The sequence below is a fragment of the Micromonospora luteifusca genome, from assembly GCF_016907275.1.
GTDB lineage: Bacteria > Actinomycetota > Actinomycetes > Mycobacteriales > Micromonosporaceae > Micromonospora > Micromonospora luteifusca.
The window spans coordinates 5,570,091-5,589,270 of the sequence record NZ_JAFBBP010000001.1; the positions used below are offsets into that span (position 1 = coordinate 5,570,091).

At 70.1% G+C, this 19,180-nt stretch carries 15 protein-coding genes; all 15 read right to left on the minus strand.

Features of this window, described 5'->3' with window-relative positions; all coding sequences use genetic code 11:
* Nucleotide 1: 1 nt before the first annotated feature.
* Nucleotides 2-1,048 carry a glycosyltransferase gene (locus JOD64_RS25450; RefSeq protein ID WP_204944550.1) on the minus strand — a complete coding sequence of 349 codons (1,047 nt, stop codon included), beginning with the start codon at nucleotides 1,046-1,048 and terminating at the stop codon, nucleotides 2-4.
* Between the two features lie 13 nt (nucleotides 1,049-1,061).
* A complete protein-coding gene (locus JOD64_RS25455) occupies nucleotides 1,062-1,889 on the minus strand; it encodes an ABC transporter permease (protein ID WP_204944551.1) in 828 nt (275 codons plus the stop codon).
* Nucleotides 1,886-3,097 (minus strand): ABC transporter ATP-binding protein, encoded by a 1,212-nt coding sequence (locus JOD64_RS25460; protein WP_204944552.1) that lies wholly within the window; start codon nucleotides 3,095-3,097, stop codon nucleotides 1,886-1,888. Before JOD64_RS25460 ends, JOD64_RS25455 begins: the two co-directional genes overlap by 4 nt.
* A complete protein-coding gene (locus JOD64_RS25465) occupies nucleotides 3,070-4,134 on the minus strand; it encodes a glycosyltransferase family 2 protein (protein ID WP_307813642.1) in 1,065 nt (354 codons plus the stop codon). The genes JOD64_RS25460 and JOD64_RS25465 overlap by 28 nt, the downstream gene beginning before the upstream one ends.
* A gap of 159 nt (nucleotides 4,135-4,293) precedes the next feature.
* Complete coding sequence (locus JOD64_RS25470) at nucleotides 4,294-8,076, minus strand: DUF4082 domain-containing protein (RefSeq protein WP_204944554.1); 3,783 nt, start codon at nucleotides 8,074-8,076, stop codon at nucleotides 4,294-4,296.
* Nucleotides 8,077-8,265: 189 nt separating this feature from the next.
* The gene (locus JOD64_RS25475; protein ID WP_204944555.1) at nucleotides 8,266-9,075 is read right to left on the minus strand and encodes a Wzz/FepE/Etk N-terminal domain-containing protein; all 810 of its coding nucleotides are present in this window, start codon (nucleotides 9,073-9,075) and stop codon (nucleotides 8,266-8,268) included.
* Nucleotides 9,075-10,427: an O-antigen ligase family protein gene (locus JOD64_RS25480; RefSeq protein ID WP_204944556.1), complete on the minus strand. Its 1,353-nt coding sequence runs from the start codon at nucleotides 10,425-10,427 to the stop codon at nucleotides 9,075-9,077. The genes JOD64_RS25475 and JOD64_RS25480 overlap by 1 nt, the downstream gene beginning before the upstream one ends.
* Nucleotides 10,428-10,748: 321 nt before the next feature.
* Nucleotides 10,749-11,621 (minus strand): DUF6492 family protein, encoded by an 873-nt coding sequence (locus JOD64_RS25485; protein WP_204944557.1) that lies wholly within the window; start codon nucleotides 11,619-11,621, stop codon nucleotides 10,749-10,751.
* A 47-nt stretch (nucleotides 11,622-11,668) separates the two neighbouring features.
* Entirely contained in the window at nucleotides 11,669-12,706 is a 1,038-nt protein-coding gene (locus JOD64_RS25490; RefSeq protein ID WP_204944558.1) for a TolB family protein, read from the minus strand.
* Entirely contained in the window at nucleotides 12,703-13,983 is a 1,281-nt protein-coding gene (locus JOD64_RS25495) for an MFS transporter (RefSeq protein WP_204944559.1), read from the minus strand. Before JOD64_RS25495 ends, JOD64_RS25490 begins: the two co-directional genes overlap by 4 nt.
* Before the next feature lie 108 nt (nucleotides 13,984-14,091).
* A complete protein-coding gene (locus JOD64_RS25500) occupies nucleotides 14,092-15,213 on the minus strand; it encodes a DegT/DnrJ/EryC1/StrS family aminotransferase (protein WP_204944560.1) in 1,122 nt (373 codons plus the stop codon).
* The gene (locus JOD64_RS25505) at nucleotides 15,210-15,893 is read right to left on the minus strand and encodes an acetyltransferase (RefSeq protein ID WP_204944561.1); all 684 of its coding nucleotides are present in this window, start codon (nucleotides 15,891-15,893) and stop codon (nucleotides 15,210-15,212) included. The genes JOD64_RS25500 and JOD64_RS25505 overlap by 4 nt, the downstream gene beginning before the upstream one ends.
* Entirely contained in the window at nucleotides 15,890-17,038 is a 1,149-nt protein-coding gene (locus tag JOD64_RS25510; RefSeq protein ID WP_307813645.1) for a DegT/DnrJ/EryC1/StrS family aminotransferase, read from the minus strand. Before JOD64_RS25510 ends, JOD64_RS25505 begins: the two co-directional genes overlap by 4 nt.
* Nucleotides 17,035-18,033, minus strand: a complete 999-nt coding sequence (locus JOD64_RS25515; RefSeq protein WP_204944562.1) for an NAD-dependent epimerase/dehydratase family protein — start codon at nucleotides 18,031-18,033, stop codon at nucleotides 17,035-17,037. Before JOD64_RS25515 ends, JOD64_RS25510 begins: the two co-directional genes overlap by 4 nt.
* The gene (locus JOD64_RS25520; RefSeq protein WP_307813647.1) at nucleotides 18,030-19,103 is read right to left on the minus strand and encodes a Gfo/Idh/MocA family protein; all 1,074 of its coding nucleotides are present in this window, start codon (nucleotides 19,101-19,103) and stop codon (nucleotides 18,030-18,032) included. The genes JOD64_RS25515 and JOD64_RS25520 overlap by 4 nt, the downstream gene beginning before the upstream one ends.
* Nucleotides 19,104-19,180 lie beyond the last annotated feature (77 nt).

Consider the following 19,180-nt stretch of genomic DNA (forward strand, 5'->3'; position numbering starts at 1 on the left):
GTCAGGGGCGGTGGCCGATCTCCTTGAAGAACGCCAGGATGCTGGCGCTCTCCCGTTCGGCCGAATATTCAGCCTGCACGTGCCGGGCTGCCTCCACGCCCCGCGACCAGCACCAGCCGGGCTGCTCGGCCTCCCGGGTCAGGCATTCCTCCAGCGCGCGACTCATGCCGAGCAGGTCGCCGGTGGGAACCGGCTGGCTGAACGTGGGATCGAAGAACTCCCGGCCGCCGAAACCGTGGAAACCGATGACGTAGTTCCCGGACGCCATCGCCTCGACCGCCGGCAGCCCGAAACCCTCCTGGTAGCAGGAGCTCAGGAAGATCGTCGAGGCGCGTAGCCTGCGGGCGACCTCCTCCTGCGAGACGCCGTCCACCGCGTCGACGGTCCACCCGGCCAGCGCGTTTCGCGCCCGCAGCAGGTGCAGGACATTCTCGGTGTCCGCCCGCCCGCGCCGCGGCAGGTAACTGATCACACGTCCGTTGGGCCGGTCGGGGGGGTTGAACAGCGCCGTGTCGACGCTCAACCGGACCCGGTGGATCGGTCTGCGAAACGCGTACTCAAGAAGGTCCTGGCTGTGCTCCGAGACCACCATGACGCCGAGCAGACCGGGGCTGTCCAGATAATGGCGCGTGACCAACTCCGCGTCCACGTTCCAGGTGAGGTGCCCACTCTGGTTGAAGACGACGTGCCGCACGGTCGTCGGCAACCGGGGCAGCAGCCGGGCGTCGGTCTCGGGCACCACGAGGAGATCGTCGGGTCCGAGTGGGCTCGACCGCAGGTCGGTGACCTGGGTCCGATTCGGGAACCAACTGCATCGGAAGCCGCGCCGCTCGTGCAGCACCGCAGCGGGGACCCCGGCCTCGTTGAGCACGTCGACATGTCGATAGAGGGTGCGGATGCCCCCGGAGGGCTTGTCGTAGTCGCGGGCCAGGTAGTAGATGGTCGGTGCCGCGGACGACGTCTCCCGTAACCGGATTTTGGGCGGACCGTGCTGCCGGTGCTGCTGATAGACCCGGTACGCCCGCCGTGCCTGCTCCTCAAGGCCCATCGTCGCCTCGCCGTCAGATGCTCAGGATGCCGAGCTTGCGGGCGAGCCGCAGAGAGCGGTCGAAGACGGTCAGGCCGATCGCGAACATGATCACACTGAACCCGGTCAGGATCGCCAGCGAGACCAGCGGGGACAACCCCTCGGCCGGCGGGTCGGCCATGAGCAACTGCCGCTCAGCGGAGATGACGTAGGAGTGCGGCACGAGGTAGCTGACCCAGCGGATCCACTCCGGCAGCACGCTGATGGGGAAGAGGGTGCCGCCGAGCACCCCCGCGGCGAGGCTGTAGAGCATGATGACCGGCTCGCCGCGCTTGAACAGGATGATGAAGCTGGCGGCGAGGGTGCCGATGGCGTTGCAGGCGGCTATCCCGACCAGGAACACCAGCAGCGCGAGGGGGATGGAACGCCATTCGATCTGGGCACCCAACAGGCTGCCGAACGCGATCATGAAAGCCGCCATCACGGTGCCGGTGACGCTGCGCCAGATGTTCATCGCGATCGGGATCAGAGCCCACGGCACGGGCTCCACCAGGTAGGTCTCGAGTGTGCCGCGTTCCTGCGCGAACTGGAGCCGGTTGGTCAGTGCGGTCAGCGCGTCCTGGAAGCCCGCGGTGACGCTCGCGCCGATGAGCATGAAGGCGAACGCGTCGGTGGCGTTGAGGAACGTGCCCTGGAAGAAGTAGAGCAGCACGGGGAAGACCACCGCGGCGTACCGCAGGATGGTGGTGGCCGGGAACATCCGCTCTTCCACCAGGTCGATGCGAACGTAGGCCGCACAGGTGTCGACCGACTTGCGCCAGAGGCTACGACGGCCGATCGGTGCGGTGTAGGCCAGGCTCATGTCGCTCCGCCTTCTGCGGTCTGGTCGTGACGGTAGGCGCGAGCGATGAGGTCCCGCAGTGGCATCGGGATCTCGCGGACGTGCCGGACCTGTCGGGCTCCGGCACCGAGCGCGGCCAGCACGTCGCCCGCTCCGTCGCGCGCTTTGAGCCAGCACCGGACGGTGGGCCCGTCGACGGTGAGCTCCAGGCCCAGCGACGTCAGATCCGCAGCTGCCTGGTCGGCCGCGTCGGTGCAGGCGAAGACCAGTTCGAGTTGTGGTCGTTCCCACTGCTCCCGCAGGCTGTCGAGGTCGCCGAAGTACTTGACCCGGCCCTTGTCGAGCAGCAGGGCCTGGGAACGCAACGCCTCGATCTCTTCGAGGCGGTGCGACGAGATCAGCACCGCGAGTCGCTCCCGTTGGACGAGATCGGTGATCAGATCGAGGAGCCCGTGCGCGGCAATCGGATCCACCGCGCCGGTCGGCTCGTCGAGGATGAGCACCCGGGGCCCGGACAGCAGCGCCCGCGCCAGCCTCAGCCGGGCCTTCATGCCGGCCGACAGGCCGGCGACGACCGTGTCGACCCGCGACTCCAGATCCACCGTCGCCAGGACCTCGGGGATCCGGGTCGCCATCAGTCGCGGCGACATGCCCTGCAACCGGCCGTGCATGTGCAGGTTCTCCCGGGCGGTGGCCCGCATGAGCAGGCTCCGGTCGTCCGCCGGCATCCAGCCGACGACCTGGCGGATCTGCTCCGAGTCCCGTTCGACATCGAGCCCGAGGAGGGTGCCCTTGCCGCTGGTCGCCGTGGTCAGGCCGACGATTATCCGGAACAGGGTGGTCTTACCGGCGCCGTTCGGGCCGACGATCGCGCAGATCTCGCCGGCGCGAACGGTCAGGTCGATGCCGTCGAGCGCGATCACGTCCGACTTGATGTGCGTCCGCGCCAGGACCCGCATCCACCGCGGCGTCGGCTCGTACACCTTGCTCAGGCCGGACAGGACGAGGACCTCCTCGGCCTCGGCGGGTGGGTGCCCGCCGACCCGCTGCGCCCGACCGAGGCCGTCCGCCGGGGTGGGTGTTTCCGATCGCCCGGCCGACGGGAGATCGGCCACGCCGACGTCAACCGTTCGCTCCGAAATCGCCGACATGCCGTCAACCGCCCCTTCGCCCTCGTGGTTCTGCTTGTCCGCCGCGCCGGTCAGACCCGGATGCCCCGCCAACGCCACCAGCCCCACCGCACCCGGCGATCCACCCGGTCCGCCAGCCGCCGCAGCCGGGGTGGGCGCTCGGGCCGTGGTCCGCGGCGTACGTTGCGTTCGTAACGCCGCCAGAGCCGTGACCCCCGCGCCTCGGCGTCGATGCTCTCCGCCAGGGCCGCCAACCGCTCGGGCACCTCGTCGCCGCCGTCATCGAGCTCGTAGGCCCGGCACGCGAGGGACAACGCCGTCCGGGCGAGCGCGGCCCGGGCCGCGTTGTGCAGGTGGCGCACCGGCTCGACCCGGTCGCCCTCCTCGGCGAAGAGGATCTCGAAGACGCTGTTTCGCTCGGTGATGTCCCGGATCATGCCGCCGAACTCCTGGACATGCATGTTGGCCCCGTGCACGCGGTAGAAGGCCTGGTCGACACCGTTGACCCGGCCGACGTGGGCGCGGGCGGCGGCCCGTAGCCAGAGCAGGAAATCGGCGGCGTGCGGCACCCGCGAGTCATATCCCTTGAGGTCGTGCATGACACTCGCCCGCATCACCACCTCGGGCGTCGACACCGGGTTGGTGGCCCGGCCGCAGTTCTCCGCCAGCCACTGCGCGCCGGTCCAGATCGTCCACGAGGTCGCCCGGGTCCGCGGTGTGGGTGTGTGGTCGTTGAACGCCGCGGAGAAGCCGTAGACGAAACCGACCTCCGGATGCGCCTCCAACAACGCGGTGGCCCGCGCCAGCGAACCGGGCGTCAGGAGGTCGTCCGCGGAGAGCAGGACGAGATAGTCGCCGGTCGCCTTCGCCAGGCCCTCGTTGTACGTGGCGAGATGACCCTGGTTGACCACGTGCTCGATCACCTGGACCCGCGGATCCACGGCGATCGTGCGGGCCACCTCGACGCTGCCGTCGGGTGAGGCGTCGTCGACGATCAGGACATCGACGTCCACGCCCTCCTGCGTGAGAATGCTCTGCACGCAGGCCGGGAGATAACGGCCGTAGTTGTAACAGGGAACCACGACGGAAACGGTCGGCCGCCGCCGCAACGGGCGCGGCCGTTCCCGCGTCACCACGCGGTGACGTGCACGTCGGCCAGGCTCACCAGGACTCCCTCAATCGCCTGTGGACAGAAATCCGCGCAAGCATGGCCGCGCCGTTCCTCAAGGTGCCGTACGTCCGCGCTGACGCACAACCTCCGACTGCTTCGAGCTAGTGTCCGGTAATTGACTGCGTCACGTGTTCGGCCGGAATACGACGTCCACCCAGAAGTTGTGCGAGACGGCAGAATCGGGGAAGCCGCCACCGTAGCGGAAGCTCGCTCCACCGGCCGGTAGGTGCAGTGGTCCCCGATCAATTCCCTGGCCCGCGAAGGCGTTCAGATTGACCGCGTACTGCCCGACCGAGGTCCAGTAGGAGACGACATACGTGGTGCCCGCCGAAATGTTGACGGGTTGTGAAAATGTGGCAACCTGCCAGCCGGATCCGGTCTCGTTCGTGAACGACGCCGTCGCCAGCAGGTCCCCGCCGGAGGTCCACAGCGTGCCGGTGTGCAGTCCGTTGTTGTCCGGCCCCTTGAAGAATCGCACCCCGGTCACCGAACCATTGACGTCCGCGGTGAACCGGGCGCCGACCTCGATCGAGTTCGGATCACTCCAGTTCGGATGCTGCGGTGTGTCCGTGTCGCTGAACAGGCTGACCGGCGGGCCCGTCGGGGGAGTCGGGCTGGGGCTGGACGTCGGTGTTGGTGTCGGGCCCGGACCTGGCGCCGAGTCCGGCACGAAGAGCGGGTCGACCCAGTAGTTGCTGGACTGGTACGAGCTCTGCGGGAACGCGTGCCTGCCGTAGTTGTAGACGCCGTTGGCCGTGGTCGGCGGCGCGCCGAGCGGTCCGTTGGTCCAGAGCGTCGAGAAGAAGTTCGACGTCGACGCGTAGTGGCCGTTGGGTGCGAAGTACGACGCGACGTACGTGGTACCGGCGGCCACCGCGATCGGGCTGTCGAACCGCACGCTCTGCCAGCCTGAGCCCGACTCACCGGAGAACGTCGCACGGGCCAGCAGCGTGCCGGAGGCCGTCCACAGGCTGCCGGTGTGCGTACCGTTGTTGCCCGGCCCCTGGTAGAAGCGCACCCCGACGACCCGTCCGTCGGTCGACGGGACGAACTTCACGCCCAGTTCCACGGCGCTGGGGTCGCTGTCCGCCGCCGACTGCGGCGTAGCGTTCGGCGCGAACAGCGTGTAGATGGCGGCGTACGCGTCGGTGGTGAAGGACCAGACGGTGGGCTCGTCACCCGGGTTGCCCTGGTTGTCGGCAACGGTCACGGTGGCGGTGTGGATGGTCGCGGTGGCCAGGGAGGCCGACGGGGTGAAGGTCACCGTCTTGGTCGCGTCGTCGTATCCGACCGTGCCGGCGACGGGCACGCCCGCCTGGTTCCGAAGGGTGAACTGGATGGACGCCGGGTTCAACGGCTTCGAGAAGATCACGGACGGACGTACCGTGATCGGCACTGTGCTGGCGTTCGCCGACGGTGCGGTTGCCACCGGGCTCGGCGCCCCGGCCGCGCTGTCGATGAACGTGACGTCCACCCAGTAGTTGACGTCGTTGTACGTCAACGTCGGGAAGCCACTGCCGTAGGCGAAGACGCCGTTGCCCCGGGACGGGATGGATCGGGGGGCGATCAGCGGCGCCGAGTTCACGTCCCGGCCGCTGAACACCAGTGGGTCGGCGGCGTAGCCGCCGTTGGGCGCGGTGTAGGACGCGACGTACTCCGTGCCGTGGGTGATGGGCACGGGGCTGGCGAAGGCCAGCGTCTGCCAGCCGGCGCTGGTCTCCCCGACGAACGTTCCCGTGGCCAGTCGGGTGCCTGTGCTCGTCCAGAGGCTTCCGGTGTGCGTACCCGTGTTGGCCGCGCCCTTGTAGAAGCGGACGCCGGTGACGTAGCCGTCGTCCTGCGTGGTGAACCGCACGCCCAGCTCGACCGGAGAGCTGTCGTTGACCGCCGGGTTGTCCGGCACCCGGGACCCGAAGAGGGTGCTGGGCCCGGCCAGTTTCAGGGTGAGGGTGGACGGCGTCGCCGGCATGTTGACGCTGTCGTCGATCGCCCGGACCCGGACCACCTGAGTGCCGGCGCCGCCGGAGTGGAAACTGTACGACCAGGACGTGGTGCCGTCGGCGGCGTGCCAGGTGGCGCCGCCGTCGGTCGACACCTCGACTCCGGCCACCCGGCCACCTCCGGCATCGGCGGCGGTGCCCCGTACGGTCACCAGGGAGCCGTTGGTGACCGTCGAGCCGTTCGACAGCGCGGTGATGGTGACTGTCGGAGCCAGGGTGTCGGTGGACGCCGACGTCGCGTGGAGGCCCTCCATCAGCGTTGCCGGCTGAACCCCCATGTCGGCGAAGAGGTTGACGGTGGCCTGCTGCATCCGGGTGTCGGCCGGCGAGGTGGTGCCGTCGTGGACCGGGTCCAGACCCCACGCCCACTGGACCGTCCCGGCGCCGAACACCAGAGCTCCGCTGGCCGCGCGGTACATCGTGAGGTGGTGAGTGGTGGCGCCCGGGGTGACCGTGTTGCCGAAGTCGCGCAGGTATTCAGGTGTCGATCCGGTCGTGGTGGAGAGCCGGATGAGGCCGGCTGGCCGGAATCCGTTGTCCACGTCCTCGTCGGACTCGTAGCCGACCGTGTGCGGGGCGAGCGTCGCCGTCTGGCCCGGCGCGATGGTGGTGAGCCCGGTGTGCCGCCACAGCCGGAGCTTGCCCTGGTATTCGGGCACCTGCAGCGCGAGGTCGGTGTTGTTGCTCATGTAGGCGGTGCCGGTCAGCGCGTTCTCCGGCTGTCCCGCGCCGTTGCCGGGCTTGATGAACCGCGGATCTCGCCAGGTGCCGGTCCACTCGTTGGTCGGGTCAATGTCGGCATTGGCCCAGGTCTCCTTGTAACAGACCAGTGTGCGGTGCGGGGTGTTGGTGCCATCCACGCTGGGCGCGAGCCGGGTCCGCCAGTAGACCTCGTTGCCGCTGAAGAAGGCCAGGTTCACGCCGGCATCGCGGGCCGCCTCGACGTTGGTGCGCTCCGGGCCGGACCAGTACTCGTCGTGTCCGACGGACAGGAACACGTCGTGGTTGCGGATGAGGCTGCCACGTCGGTCGGTGTCGATGTCGGTGGTGTAGCTCACGTCGTACCCGTTGCGCTCCAGGAAGCGGATCATGGGGTACTCGTTGCTGAACAGGAAGTCACGACCGTTGCTGCTGCCCCGGGTGGAGAACGGCCGGTTGTAGCTGACCTCGAATGCCCGGCCGTTCTGCAGCGCCTCGTAGAAGTTCCCGCCGCCGTAGGTGTTGTAGGCGTGCCAGGTGGCATCGGAGGTCTTGAAGAAGAGGCTTGAGGTGCTGCTGTCGTTGCGCACCACGAACGTGATGTGGCTCGCGCTGCCGGTGTCGACGTCGGTGCGCTTCAACCGTGCGACGTACACACCGGAGACGGCGTCCGCCGGGACCTGCCACGACGCGGACACCCGCCAGTTCCCACAGTCGAACATCTGGGTGTCGTGGTTGGTGATGCACTCGTCGGGTTGGTGCTGGGGCAGTGTCGCGGACGGTGTCACCGGTGTGATCCGCCGGGCGCCGGCACCGCCGTACCAACCGAGGCGATAGATCTCGATGGTGTACGCGCTCGACACGGTGTCGATCTTGAAGTCGATCCGTTGGCCACGGTTCACGCTGATGTCGGTGGCGAAACCCTGGATCGTCCAGTCGCCGAAACCGTCGATGTCCCAATCGGTGGCCGGTTGACCCTGCTGGGCGTTCTCGCAGACCACCGGATTCGGACTGCAGCTGGCGGCGGCCGGCGTCGGGTCGGCGATCGTCGCGGTGACCGTCGCGGCGAGGACGACGCTGACGGCGGCGAGGGCCGCCAGGCCGGGCCGGAAACGGCGGTGCACACCCCCCGTGGTGGCCCAACCGCCAGCTCGCGGAAGTGTGCCCGGCAACGCCGTCCGGATCAGTGGCGGGCTCTTCATCGCCATCGGGCACCAACCTCTCGTTACGAGACGGCACGGCGCCTGCCGGGCGGCTCAATACTGAAAAGTAGAGAACCCCTCATCTCTTGCCAACGGCCGTCCACACTGGCTGTAACGCCGGCCGGCCGCCAACTGCCACCCGATCAGGCACGCTCGGTCGGATGGCTGACAACCTGGGCCGATGAGCAGGCCGAGCTAGTCCCGCTTAGGCCGCTGGCTCGCCGGACCCTGCTGCTCCGCGCCCCGCACGCGAGGTAGGACGATGGTGAGATCCGAGGCGTTGGCCCGCGGCGGTACGACGGGCGCCTTCGTCGGCTCGGTCGCCTCTCGATGAGCATCCGGACCGTCGAACGGCACCACCTGCTTCGTACGGCGCGGGCCGACCGCCTCGGCGATGGAGATCATGCCGAAGAGCAGCACCAGGCAGGCGGCCGACACCGCGATCATCGACCGGATGGTCCCGGTGACCTTGCGCGTCGGATCCGTTGGCGGGTTGATCGGCAGTGCCTGGAACAGGTACTTGTCGTCCGCGCCGTCGACCTTCTGCATGTCGTACAGCTCTTTTTCCATGCTCTCGGACACCAGGTCGAGCGTCTTCACGGCCGAATCGGGCGAGTTGCCCGTGCCGACGATGCTGATGACCAGGCCCGAGCCGATCGCGTTGGTCGAGCTGATCATGTAATCCTTGTCGGCCCCCTGGCTGATCAACCCCTGGCGGACCAGGCCGCCCGACACCCGCTGGGCCAGCACGTCGACCACCACGGACGGGTTGGGCAGTCGCAGGTACGGGTTGTTGGCGTTGACCTTGAGAAGCGCCGGATCCCGGGCGATCGCGGCATCGCTCGGCTGCGGAGGCGGGGCGATCAGCACATACTGCGCCTGCGACTCGTACCGCGGCGCTATCCCGAAGGCGACGAAGGCGTTCCCGGCGATCAGCACTGCGAACACTGCCAGCACGATCAGCTTGTGGCGTCGCACGGTCGTGAACAGGGCCAGGAGATCCATCAGGGCTCAATTCTTGCGGCAGGAGACGGGCGGGCGGCCTGCGACGATGCCGGCTCTGCTGGCCGCAGGGCCGCCGCCGTCACCGACACGGGGAAGATCGGGGTCTGCGCGGGCCACCGCTGGCCGGCCAGCCAGCAGGTGGCGCAGAGCCCGAGGACCACGGCGTGGACCGAGGCGAACTGCGCGAACGAGAACGCGTCGAACGTGTACGCCCCGACCGCCGCGGCGAGGCAGGCACCGGCGAGCGCCCCGCACAGCGAGCGCAGCTCGGGATCGGTCGCCCGGGCCCGCGCCTGCAGTGCCGTGAGGGCGGGGACCAGGAAATACAGCAGGAGCGCGGCCAGGCCGAGGACACCCATCTCGATGGAGGTCTTCAGGTACTGGTTGTCCAGAATCCGGGTGGCGTCCTCAGGCAGGAACGTGCCACCGCCCCGGCCCAGCCAGGGGGCCTGCTGGACGAGCGCGACCACTCGGGGATAGTTGTCCAGCCGGTTGGTGATCGAGGCATCCTCGGTCCCCATGGTGATGGAGCCGATGATCGTCCGCAGATAGCCCGGTGTGGTGGCGAAGATGCCGACGACGGCGGCCGGCGCGAAGGCGAACAGCCAGACCCGTTGCTTGGCGGGCAGGCAGACGATGAACGTCGCCATCGCGACACCGACAGCCAGGATCGCCGACCGGGAGACGGACATCGGTATGCACATGCCGATCAGCCCCACCGGCAGCCACCGCCGCACGGTCGAGCGTTCCCGGTCGTGAATGCCCAGCCACATCGCCAACGGCAGGAGCATGCCGGCGACCACACCCAGTTCGATCGGATGAATCGTCGTCCCGGTGACCCGGACGAGCGCGTCGCGGCCCTGGAACGAGCCGTACTCGGCACCGGCCTCGAAGCCCGGCAGCGCCAGGCGCAGCAGCGGTTTGAGGTCCCACAGGAACCAGAACTGCAGGGTGGCCACGACACCGGAGAACGCGCCTCCCCACACCACGGTCCGGATGACGCGCAGCAGGTCGGCCGGGCTGCGCAGGTGCTCGGCGGTCACCAGGATCACCCCGGACATGCCGACGAGCAGCAGCATCCAGCGGTCGGCGCTGAGCCGCTGGGTCTCGTCCGGCGTGAACAGCGGCATGGCGGCGTAGGAGAGCAACGCACAGATCCACAGCACCGCCAACGCCCCGCGGACGGGATAACGAGTGTGGACCGGATCGTGCAGGCCGAGCAGCGCCGTCACCGCCCAGGCCAGGAAGAGGACGAGGGATACGAGGCTTGCCAGATAACCCTGCGCGCCGACGATCCGGATCACCGTGTCCGACGGAAAGATGAAGGCGCTGAGGATGAAGAGCTGCAGCATGAAAGCGGCCTGGCGGGATCCCTGCGGTCGCACCACCCGGCGGGTCTCGGCGGGTCTTTCTCCGGAAGCCCGGCCACCGTTCAGACGCCTGGCGTCACCGGTCATGGTCGTCGTCGATCCGTTGAATCGCCGCACCATGCTCTCGTTCCTGCCCTTGGATCGGGAACCTTCAGTGGAGGGCCGGCCCGAGCGTACCGCTCTGGCGTGACCCGCGGAATCGTCCTGTTTCACCGGTCAGCGCGCCGGACGGCCGGGTTCGACCACCGCGTTGGGCCGTCGGTGTATCCGGGCCGCTCTCGCACATCGCATTGTCGTCCGTGCTCAGCCCAGGGAGAGGTTGGTCAGCGCCCTTCGACGCAGTGGCGTGGGCGTACGGGACTTGGCGGAGATCATTACCGCGATGTCGTGATCCTGGATCGCGCCGAGAAACTCCCGCATCGCGTGTTCGTTCAATGGGGTCTCCTCCCAGTAGGCATGGCAGAGGGTGTCCGCGACGCGGAAGGAGTCGACATTCGTTCCCGCCCCGGCAACCTCGTCGACATAGACGCCGTACAGCGTCCACTCGGAGAAATGCAGCTTCCCCCCGATCGCGTCCGCCCACCGGCGCCCGGTCACCGACTCCACCCGGGCCAGCAGCCGCCGTACGACGGCCGGATCCCACGCCAGCAGCGACGAGACGTAGTCGGGGTAGGGCGGCGCGGCCGGCGGCACACCGAGCAGGGACCGGGCGACCTGATGCCAGATCACGTGCCGGGGGAGCCGCTCGTCGACCTCGTCGGGTTTGCGATAGAAGCGGACCACCTCGTCGCGACGGAAGGTGTCGGCGGAGAACGGCCGAACGAACTGGATGTCCGAGTCGACCAGCACGACGACGTCGGCGTCGGATCGCGCCGCGGCCGCGAGCTTGATGATCTGCTGCAGGATCCAGCCGCGTAACGGCGGGAACGGGCGACGGAGGTTGACCGAGAGGTTCCCGCCCGGCAGGGACCGGAAGGATCGGGGCAGGAAGTCCGCCTCGTCGTGGATCACCGCACGCGGCCCGCTCAACTGACCGAAGAGCGCCAGGTCGGCTCGCGGCACGATGATGTGGTGGCGTATCGAATCCGGCGAGTGCGCCAGCACCGAGCGGTGCAGGTCGGCGCAGCGGTCGAAGTCGGGCGCGAAGCTGGGGGTGATGATGGCCAGTCGTGACATGCCAGGAGTCCTCTTGTCGGCCGGCTGCGGGCCCGGCTGTTCGGCGTTCACCGGACCACCGCCGGCGACCAGGCGTCGGATACCAGTAGCTCGGGAGCGCCCCGGCCGTCCGCCGGGCTTGACCAGATGTCGCTGGTCGCCGTCCCGGCGCCGCCGCGGGGCAGCGCGTAGACGATTCTCGTGTCGTCCAACCACTCGACCTGGTCGTCGACGCTGCGGGTCTCGGCGAGCAGCGTCTCGGTGCCGGTCGCCAGGTCGTACACGGCGAGGCGCCAGCGGCCGGGCGGCAGGTCGCCGTGCTTCTTGAAGGCGATTCGGGTCCGGTCCGGCGAGAGCGACGGGCACTCGGCGTCCTCCCGCAGCGCGGTCATCCGGCGGGCTGCGAGACTCCCCTCGACCAGCCAGGTCTTCCCCCCGGATGCGGCGGTGGCGTAGAACCGGTCGTCGTCGGCGAAGGTCACCCCCCACAGGTTCTTGTCCACGGCGGTGACCACCGCGCCGTCGACGACGAGTGCGAACCGCTCGACGTCCCCGACCACCTCACCGGCGGTCCGGCTGATCACCGTACGGGTCGAGAACTGCCCCGGATTCGCGTACGAGTCCCCGAAGACGAACGTGGTCGTCGCCACCAGCGACCCGTCCGGCGACAACCGGGCCCGGCTCGGTGTGCCGACCAGCGGCAGGTCGCGCCGCGCCGACCAGTCCGCGCCGAGCAGCCGCGCCCGGTACGTGGTCAGCAGGCCCCGGTCAGCGGAGAGGCAGATCGCCTCGTCCCGGGTCGCGTAGACCCGCTCGCAGGCGGCGTCGGTGACCGCGCGCGGCCCGCTCGGCGCCGAGAGCGGGACCATCGCCACCCGGCCGTAGTCGGCGCCGAGAGCCGTGTTCCGGAAGACCAGGTGTGGCACGTCGCGCACCACGGCGAGGTCGTCCCGTGTCGGCGCACCGGTCGCCGTCGTCCGCGCGGCGGTCACGTCCTGCCGGGCCCGCCAGACATAGCCGCCCGCGCTGACGAACGCCACCAGCAGCACCACCGCCAGCGCCGTCAGCCGCGCCCGTGGCCCGAGCCCACCCATCCGCCCGCTCATGCCGGCACTCCGCTGGGTCGGGCTCCGGAAAGCGTCGCCGGGGTCGGACGATCGATGCCCCGCAGCAGCCAGGCGGCGATCGGCACGGCGACCGCCAGCAGGGCGGCGAAGAGCAGCAGCGCCGGGCGGGGACCCTGGATGCTCCAGAGCAGACCGAAGAGCACCGACGCGGCGAACCGGGCCAGCGCCACGGTGGTCTGGGCGGCGGCGATTCCGCTTCCCCGTGCCCTGGCGGTCACGAGGCGGCTCACCAACGCCGCCAGCACGCCGTCGGTGGCGGCATAGAAGGTGCCGAGCAGCAGCAGGACCGCGAGTGTCCCGCCGACGCCGCTGCTGGGCAGTGCCGCGAGCAGGTAGCCGCCCAGCAGCGCCAGGTGGCCGGCGACCAGCACCCGGGCGCGGCCGACGCGGTCGGCCAGCAGCCCCATGGGTACGGCCAGCGCCAGGTAGGCGACGTTGGTTCCCACGTAGAGCAGAGGGAAGTAGCGGGCGGTGAAGTCGTCCCGCTCCTGCAGGAGCAGGTAGAGGAAGCCGTCGCCGATGGTCAGCAGGCCCAGCAGCGCGGCGGCCAGCAGCGGTCGCCGTAGATCTCGTCCGGCGACCTCCGAGAACACCTCTCGCAGAGTGGCTCGGGCCGCGCCGGCCGCGGTCGGCAGGTCCGGCACGAGCAGCACCAGCACCGCCACCCCGGCGACCGCGAAGGCGAACGAGACGACGAAGATCGAGTCGTAGCTGCCGGGGACGGCCGCGAGGAGCGCGAAGGCGACCAGCGGGCCGATGGCGGCGCCAAGGGTGTCCAGCGCCCGGTGCACGCCGAAGGCCCGCCCCAGCACGTCCGGTTGCGACGCCGCGGCGATCAGGGCGTCCCTGGGCGCGGTGCGCAGGCCCTTGCCCAACCGGTCGGCGGTGACCACCGCGGTTATCGCCGCGAAGCCGGCCGCCGGCAGCATCGCCAGGCGGCTCAGCGCCGATGTGGCGTACCCGGTCACCGCCACCCACTTCGGTCGCTGCCCGCGGTCGCCGACATAGCCCCCGGCGATCCGTACCAGCGCGCTGACGCCCTGGTACATGCCGTCCAGGAAGCCGTACGCGACAGGGCTCAGGCCGACCACGGCGGTCAGGTAGAGCGGCAGGATCGATGCCACCATCTCCGAGGACACGTCGGTGAGAAGACTGACCGTGCCGAGCAGCACGACCGTTCCGGATACGCGGCGCACGGCGATGCGGGCCCGGCTCGTACCGGCATCGTCCGGCCGGTCCCGCAGCGTCACGTACACGACATCTCCATCCCCTGCCCGGCCCCGTCCGCACCGCCTGCCGTCACCGGTGGCGACGCCTGCCCGTCCGCCGCCCGGGTCGCCTGCGACCTGGGCGAGCAGAGCCGGTCAGCCGGCCAGCGCGGCGGTCAGCGCGGCGACGACGGTCCGCTGCTGGTCGACGGTGATCTGCGGGTAGATCGGCAGCGAGAGCAGCTCGGTCGCGATCCGCTCCGCGTGCGGAAAGGCCCCCTGCGGGTAGCCGAGGCCGGCGAAGGCCTTCGTCCGGTGCACCGGCACGGGGTAGTGGATCCCCGCCCCGACGCCGCTCGCGTTGAGCCGCGCCAGCACGCGGTCCCGCCGGGCCGGGGTGCCGTCGCCGGGGACCCGGAGACAGTAGATGTGCCAGACGTGCTCGTTGCCCGGCAGGGTCACCGGGCGGATCACGTCGACCGACTCCAGTAGCGCGTCGTACCGGGCGGCGGCGGCCCGGCGCAGCGCGTTCCAGTTGGGGAGCCGGGCCAGCTTGGCGCGGAGCACGACCGCCTGGAGGCCGTCCAGTCGGCTGTTCACACCGATGACGTCGTGCACGTACTTCTGCAGGCCGCCGTGGCTGCCGAGGGTGCGGACCATGGTGGCGAGGCCGGCGTCGGCGGTCACCACGGCGCCCGCGTCGCCGTACGCCCCCAGGTTCTTGCCGGGGTAGAAGCTCGTCGCGGCGATGCCGTCGACGCCGGCGCCGCGTCCGTGCCGGGTGGCGCCCTGGCACTGCGCGGCGTCCTCGACGATGGCGATGTCGCGCCCGGCCAGGCCGCCCCGTAGGCGCTCCACCGGGGCCAGTTGGCCATAGAGGTGTACCGGAATGATCGCCCGGGTGGCCGGTGTGATCGCGGCCAGCGCCGCGTCGACGTCGATCAGGTATGAGTCGGGATCGCAGTCGACAAGCACCGGTCGCGCGCCGGCTCGGGCGACGGCCTCGGCGGTGGCGATGAAGGTGTTCGTCGGCAGGATCACCTCGGCGCCTCCTCCGACGCCGACGGCGCGTAGCGCCAGTTCGAGCGCGTCGGTGCCGTTGGCGACCCCCACGCAGTGGTCCACCCCGGCGAACGCCGCGTACTCGCGTTCGAAGGCGGCCACCTCGGGGCCGCCGATGAAGGCGGTGTCCGCCAGGACCCGCTTGAAGCCGACCGCGACCTCCTCCGCCACCTCGGCGTGCGCGGCCTGCAGGTCCACCAACGGAATCGCGGTCATCGTGGGAGCACTCCCTGCAGAGTTGGCTGACGGACGGGACGGAGGAATCGGGCCGGATTGCCGGCCCACACCTCGTCGGGGGGTACGTCGTTGAGCACGACCGCACCCATGCCGATGATCGACTTCGCGCCGACGGTGAGCGATTCGCGGATCAGCGCGCCTGCTCCGAGGTAGGCGCCGCGCCCGACCCGCACGGAACCGGAGATCCGCACGCCCGAGGCGATCGTGACGTGGTCGGAGACGATGTCGTCGTGGGTGAGCACGGTCTGCGGCATGATGGCCACGTGCGCGCCCAGCGTGACGTCGGCGGTCAGGACGACCTGGGCCAGCAGCACCGAGCCCGGCCCGACCGTGCAGCCGGCGGGCACCTCGGCCGACGGGTGGACGACTGTCGCGTAGCGTCCCGCCGGCAGGCCCAGCCGCCGCACCACCTGCTCGCGGACGCCCGGGTCGCGTGCGGTGGCGACGCAGACCACCACGGCGGCATCGGGCAGGTCGGCGATCGCGTCCAGCGGGCCCAGCACCGGCAACCCGGCATGGGTCACGCCGTGCAGGGCGGGGTCGTCGTCGAGAAAGCCCCGTAGCCGCCAGGTCGGCGCTGCCGCGTTGATCGCCGCAACGGTGGCCGCCGTCTCCCGAGCCATTCCTCCGGCGCCGACGATCACGAGATCGTTGGTCATCGGCGGGCCAGGCCACGAAGTGTGCCGACGATGTGGTCCTGGTCGTCCTCGGTGAGCGCATGGTGCAGGGGCAGGACCAGCGAGTCACGCGTGATCCGCTCGGTCACCGGCAGCGGGGCCGGGTTGACGTCCGCGTACGCCGGCTCCAGGTGCGACGCCATGATGCCGCGCCGGGCGGACACCCCGGCGGCGGCGAGCGCGGCGAGGGTCTCGTCGCGCCCGACGCCGAACTCGTCGGTGAGCAGCACCCAGAACGTCTGGAAGTTGGTGCGGCCGTGCGCCGGGTCGCGGACCGCGAGCGCGCCGGGCACGTCGGCCAGCAACTCGTGGTACCGCGCGGCGAGGCGGCGACGCTGCGCCACGATGTCCCGGAGCTTGCCGAGTTGGACCAGGCCGATGGCGGCCTGGATGTCGGTCATCCGGTAGTTGTAGCCCGTCTCCAGGTACGCCTCGAGGATCGGTTGGGCGCTCGCGTGCCGGTCCGCGGCCGACACGTTCATCCCGTGCTCGCGCAGCCGGCGCAGCCGCACCGCCCAGTCCGCGTCGTCGGTGGTGATCATCCCGCCTTCGCCGGTGGTGAGGAGCTTTCGCGGGTGAAACGACCACGCCGCGAGCAGCGCCCCGGCACCGACCGGACCACCGTTCACCATCGAGCCGGCCGCGCACGCCGCGTCTTCGATCAGCGAAACGCCCCAGCGGTCGGCGGCGGTCCGCAGCGCGGACACCTCGGCCGGCACACCGCCCTGGTGCACGACGATGACCGCCCTGGTGCGCGGGGTGCGCACCGCGTCGAGCGTCGCCACCGTGACGTTGCCGGTGGCGACGTCCACATCGGCGAAGACGGGCCGCGCCCCGACGTAGCGGACCGCGTTGGCGGTGGCGATGAACGACAGCGACGGGACGATCACCTCGTCACCGGGCGCCACCCCGACCGCGACGAGCGCGAGGTGCAGCGCCGTGGTGCAGGAGCTGACGGCGACGCCGTGGGCCGCACCGACACTGGCGGCGAACGCGGCCTCGAACGCCGCGACCCGAGGGCCCTGGGCGACCCACCCCGAGCGGACGGCGTCCGCCGCGGCCAGTGCCTCCTCCTCGCCGAGCGCGGGGAGCATCACCGGGATGCGGCGTGCCGCCTCGATGGTCACCGCGCCTCCTGGGACCCGCCGTGGGCGGGCTGCTCTGCGCGCCACCACTCGACCAGCCCCTGGAGGCCCTCCCGAAGACCGATCTCCGCCCGGAAGCCGAGTGCCCGCGCGGCGGCGGAGGTGTCGGCGAGTCGCCGGGTGACCCCGTTGACCTTCCGCGCCGGGCCGTACTCCGGGGACAGGTCGCTCTTCATCACCGACAGCAGCGTGCGGGCGAGCTCTTCCAGGCTGGTCTCGACCCCACTGGCGATGTTGAACACCTCGTCGGTGTGCGCCGACTCGGCGGCCAGGATGTTGGCCCGGGCGATGTCGACCACGTCCACGAAGTCCATCGTCTGGGTGCCGTCGCCGAGGATCAGCGGGGGGAGGCCCGCGTCGATGCGTTCCATCCAGCGGATCAGCACCTCGGTGTACAGCCCGTGGACGTCCATCCGCTGGCCGTACACGTTGAAGTACCGCAGGGCCACGTAGTCCAGCCCGTACATCCCGTGGAAGCTGCGCAGCATGCCCTCGTTGAACGCCTTGGCGGCCCCGTAGAACGTGTCGTTGTGGTACGGGTGGTGCCGTTCGCTGGTGGGGAACTCCTCGGCCAGGCCGTAGACCGACGCCGACGACGAGGCGATCACCTTGCGGACGCCCTCGGCGGCGGCTGCCTCCAGCACGTTGAACGTGCCGTCGACGAGCACCTCGTTGGCCAGCCGGGGCTCCTCGGCGCACTGCGTGATCCGGATGGCGGCGAGGTGGAAGACGAGGTCCTTGCCCCGGGTGACGTCGCGGACGAGGTCGACATCGCGGATGTCGCCCTCCACCACGCGTACCCGATCGTCCCGCAGCGCCCACTTCAGGTTCTCGCGCCGACCGCGCACGAGGTTGTCGAGGACGACGACCTCGCTGGCACCGCCCTCCACGAGCAGGTCGACCACGTGCGAGCCGATCGTGCCGGCTCCGCCTGTCACCAGGGCACGCGCATTCTTGACCGAAACCGCAGCACTCATCGTTCGGACTCTCCTTCCAGATCGACCATCACGCCGCCTTTGGTGAGACTGTGCGAGGCTGCCTGCAGGATCTGCAGAACCCGGAGGCCGGATCGGCCGTCGGTGAGCGCGGGCGACCCGGTGCGGATGGCGCGCGCGTACTCCTCGACCATGGTTCGCAACGCTTCGCGCTCGGTCAGTGCCGGCGCCACCATGTCGCCCGAGCGGTAGGACACGAGCATGTCGTGGCGTTCTTCGGCGCCGAGTTCGTCGGGCGTCGCCACGTCGACGCCCCGATCGAAGATCGCCAGCCGTTGGCTGGGGTTGAGGTCGTCCCAGACCAGGGTGCGCTTGGACCCGCCGATGATGGCGGTGCGGATCTTGACCGGGGAGAGCCAGTTGACGTGGATGTGCGCGATCGCGCCGGTGTTGAGCTGGAGCGTGAGGTAGGCGACGCAACTGCGGCCGGCGCCGATGCCGTCGACACCGTGGGCGGCGACGGCCACCGGCACCACGTCCGGTGGCAGCACGAAGTCCAGGATGGACAGATCGTGCGGCGCCAGGTCCCAGATCACGTCGATGTCCCGCTGGACCAGGCCGAGATTGATGCGAACCGAGTCGAGGTAGTGCAGCTCGCCCAGCTCGCCGGCATGCAGCAGCTCGCGGATGCGAAGAACCGCCGGGGTGTAGCAGTAGGTGTGGTCGCACATGAGCGTGAGCCCGCGCCGGTCGGCTTCCTCGACGAGTTGGCGGCCCTCGTCGTAGGTGGCGGCGAGCGGCTTCTCCACCAGCACGTGCTTGCCGGCGCGCAGCGCGGCCAACGCCACCGGCAGGTGGGTGCCGGCCGGGGTGGCGATCGCGACGGCCTGCACCGCGTCGTCGGCCAGTACGGTGTCGAGGTCGTCGGTGACCTGCACGGTCGAGTAGTCCCCGAGCACACGACGGGCCCGTTCGACGTCGAGGTCGCACAGCCAGCGAAGGCGGAACGCGGTGGATCCCTGGAAGTTGCGAACCAGGTTGGGGCCCCAGTAGCCGGCGCCGATGACGGCGATCCCGATGGGTTTGTCGGACACGGCAGGTGAAGAAGTCACGGTGATCCGTTTCGTCTACGGCGGTTCGTGGTGGGCGACCAAGAGCCGACGTCCGACACAGCGCGGTGTCGGACCAG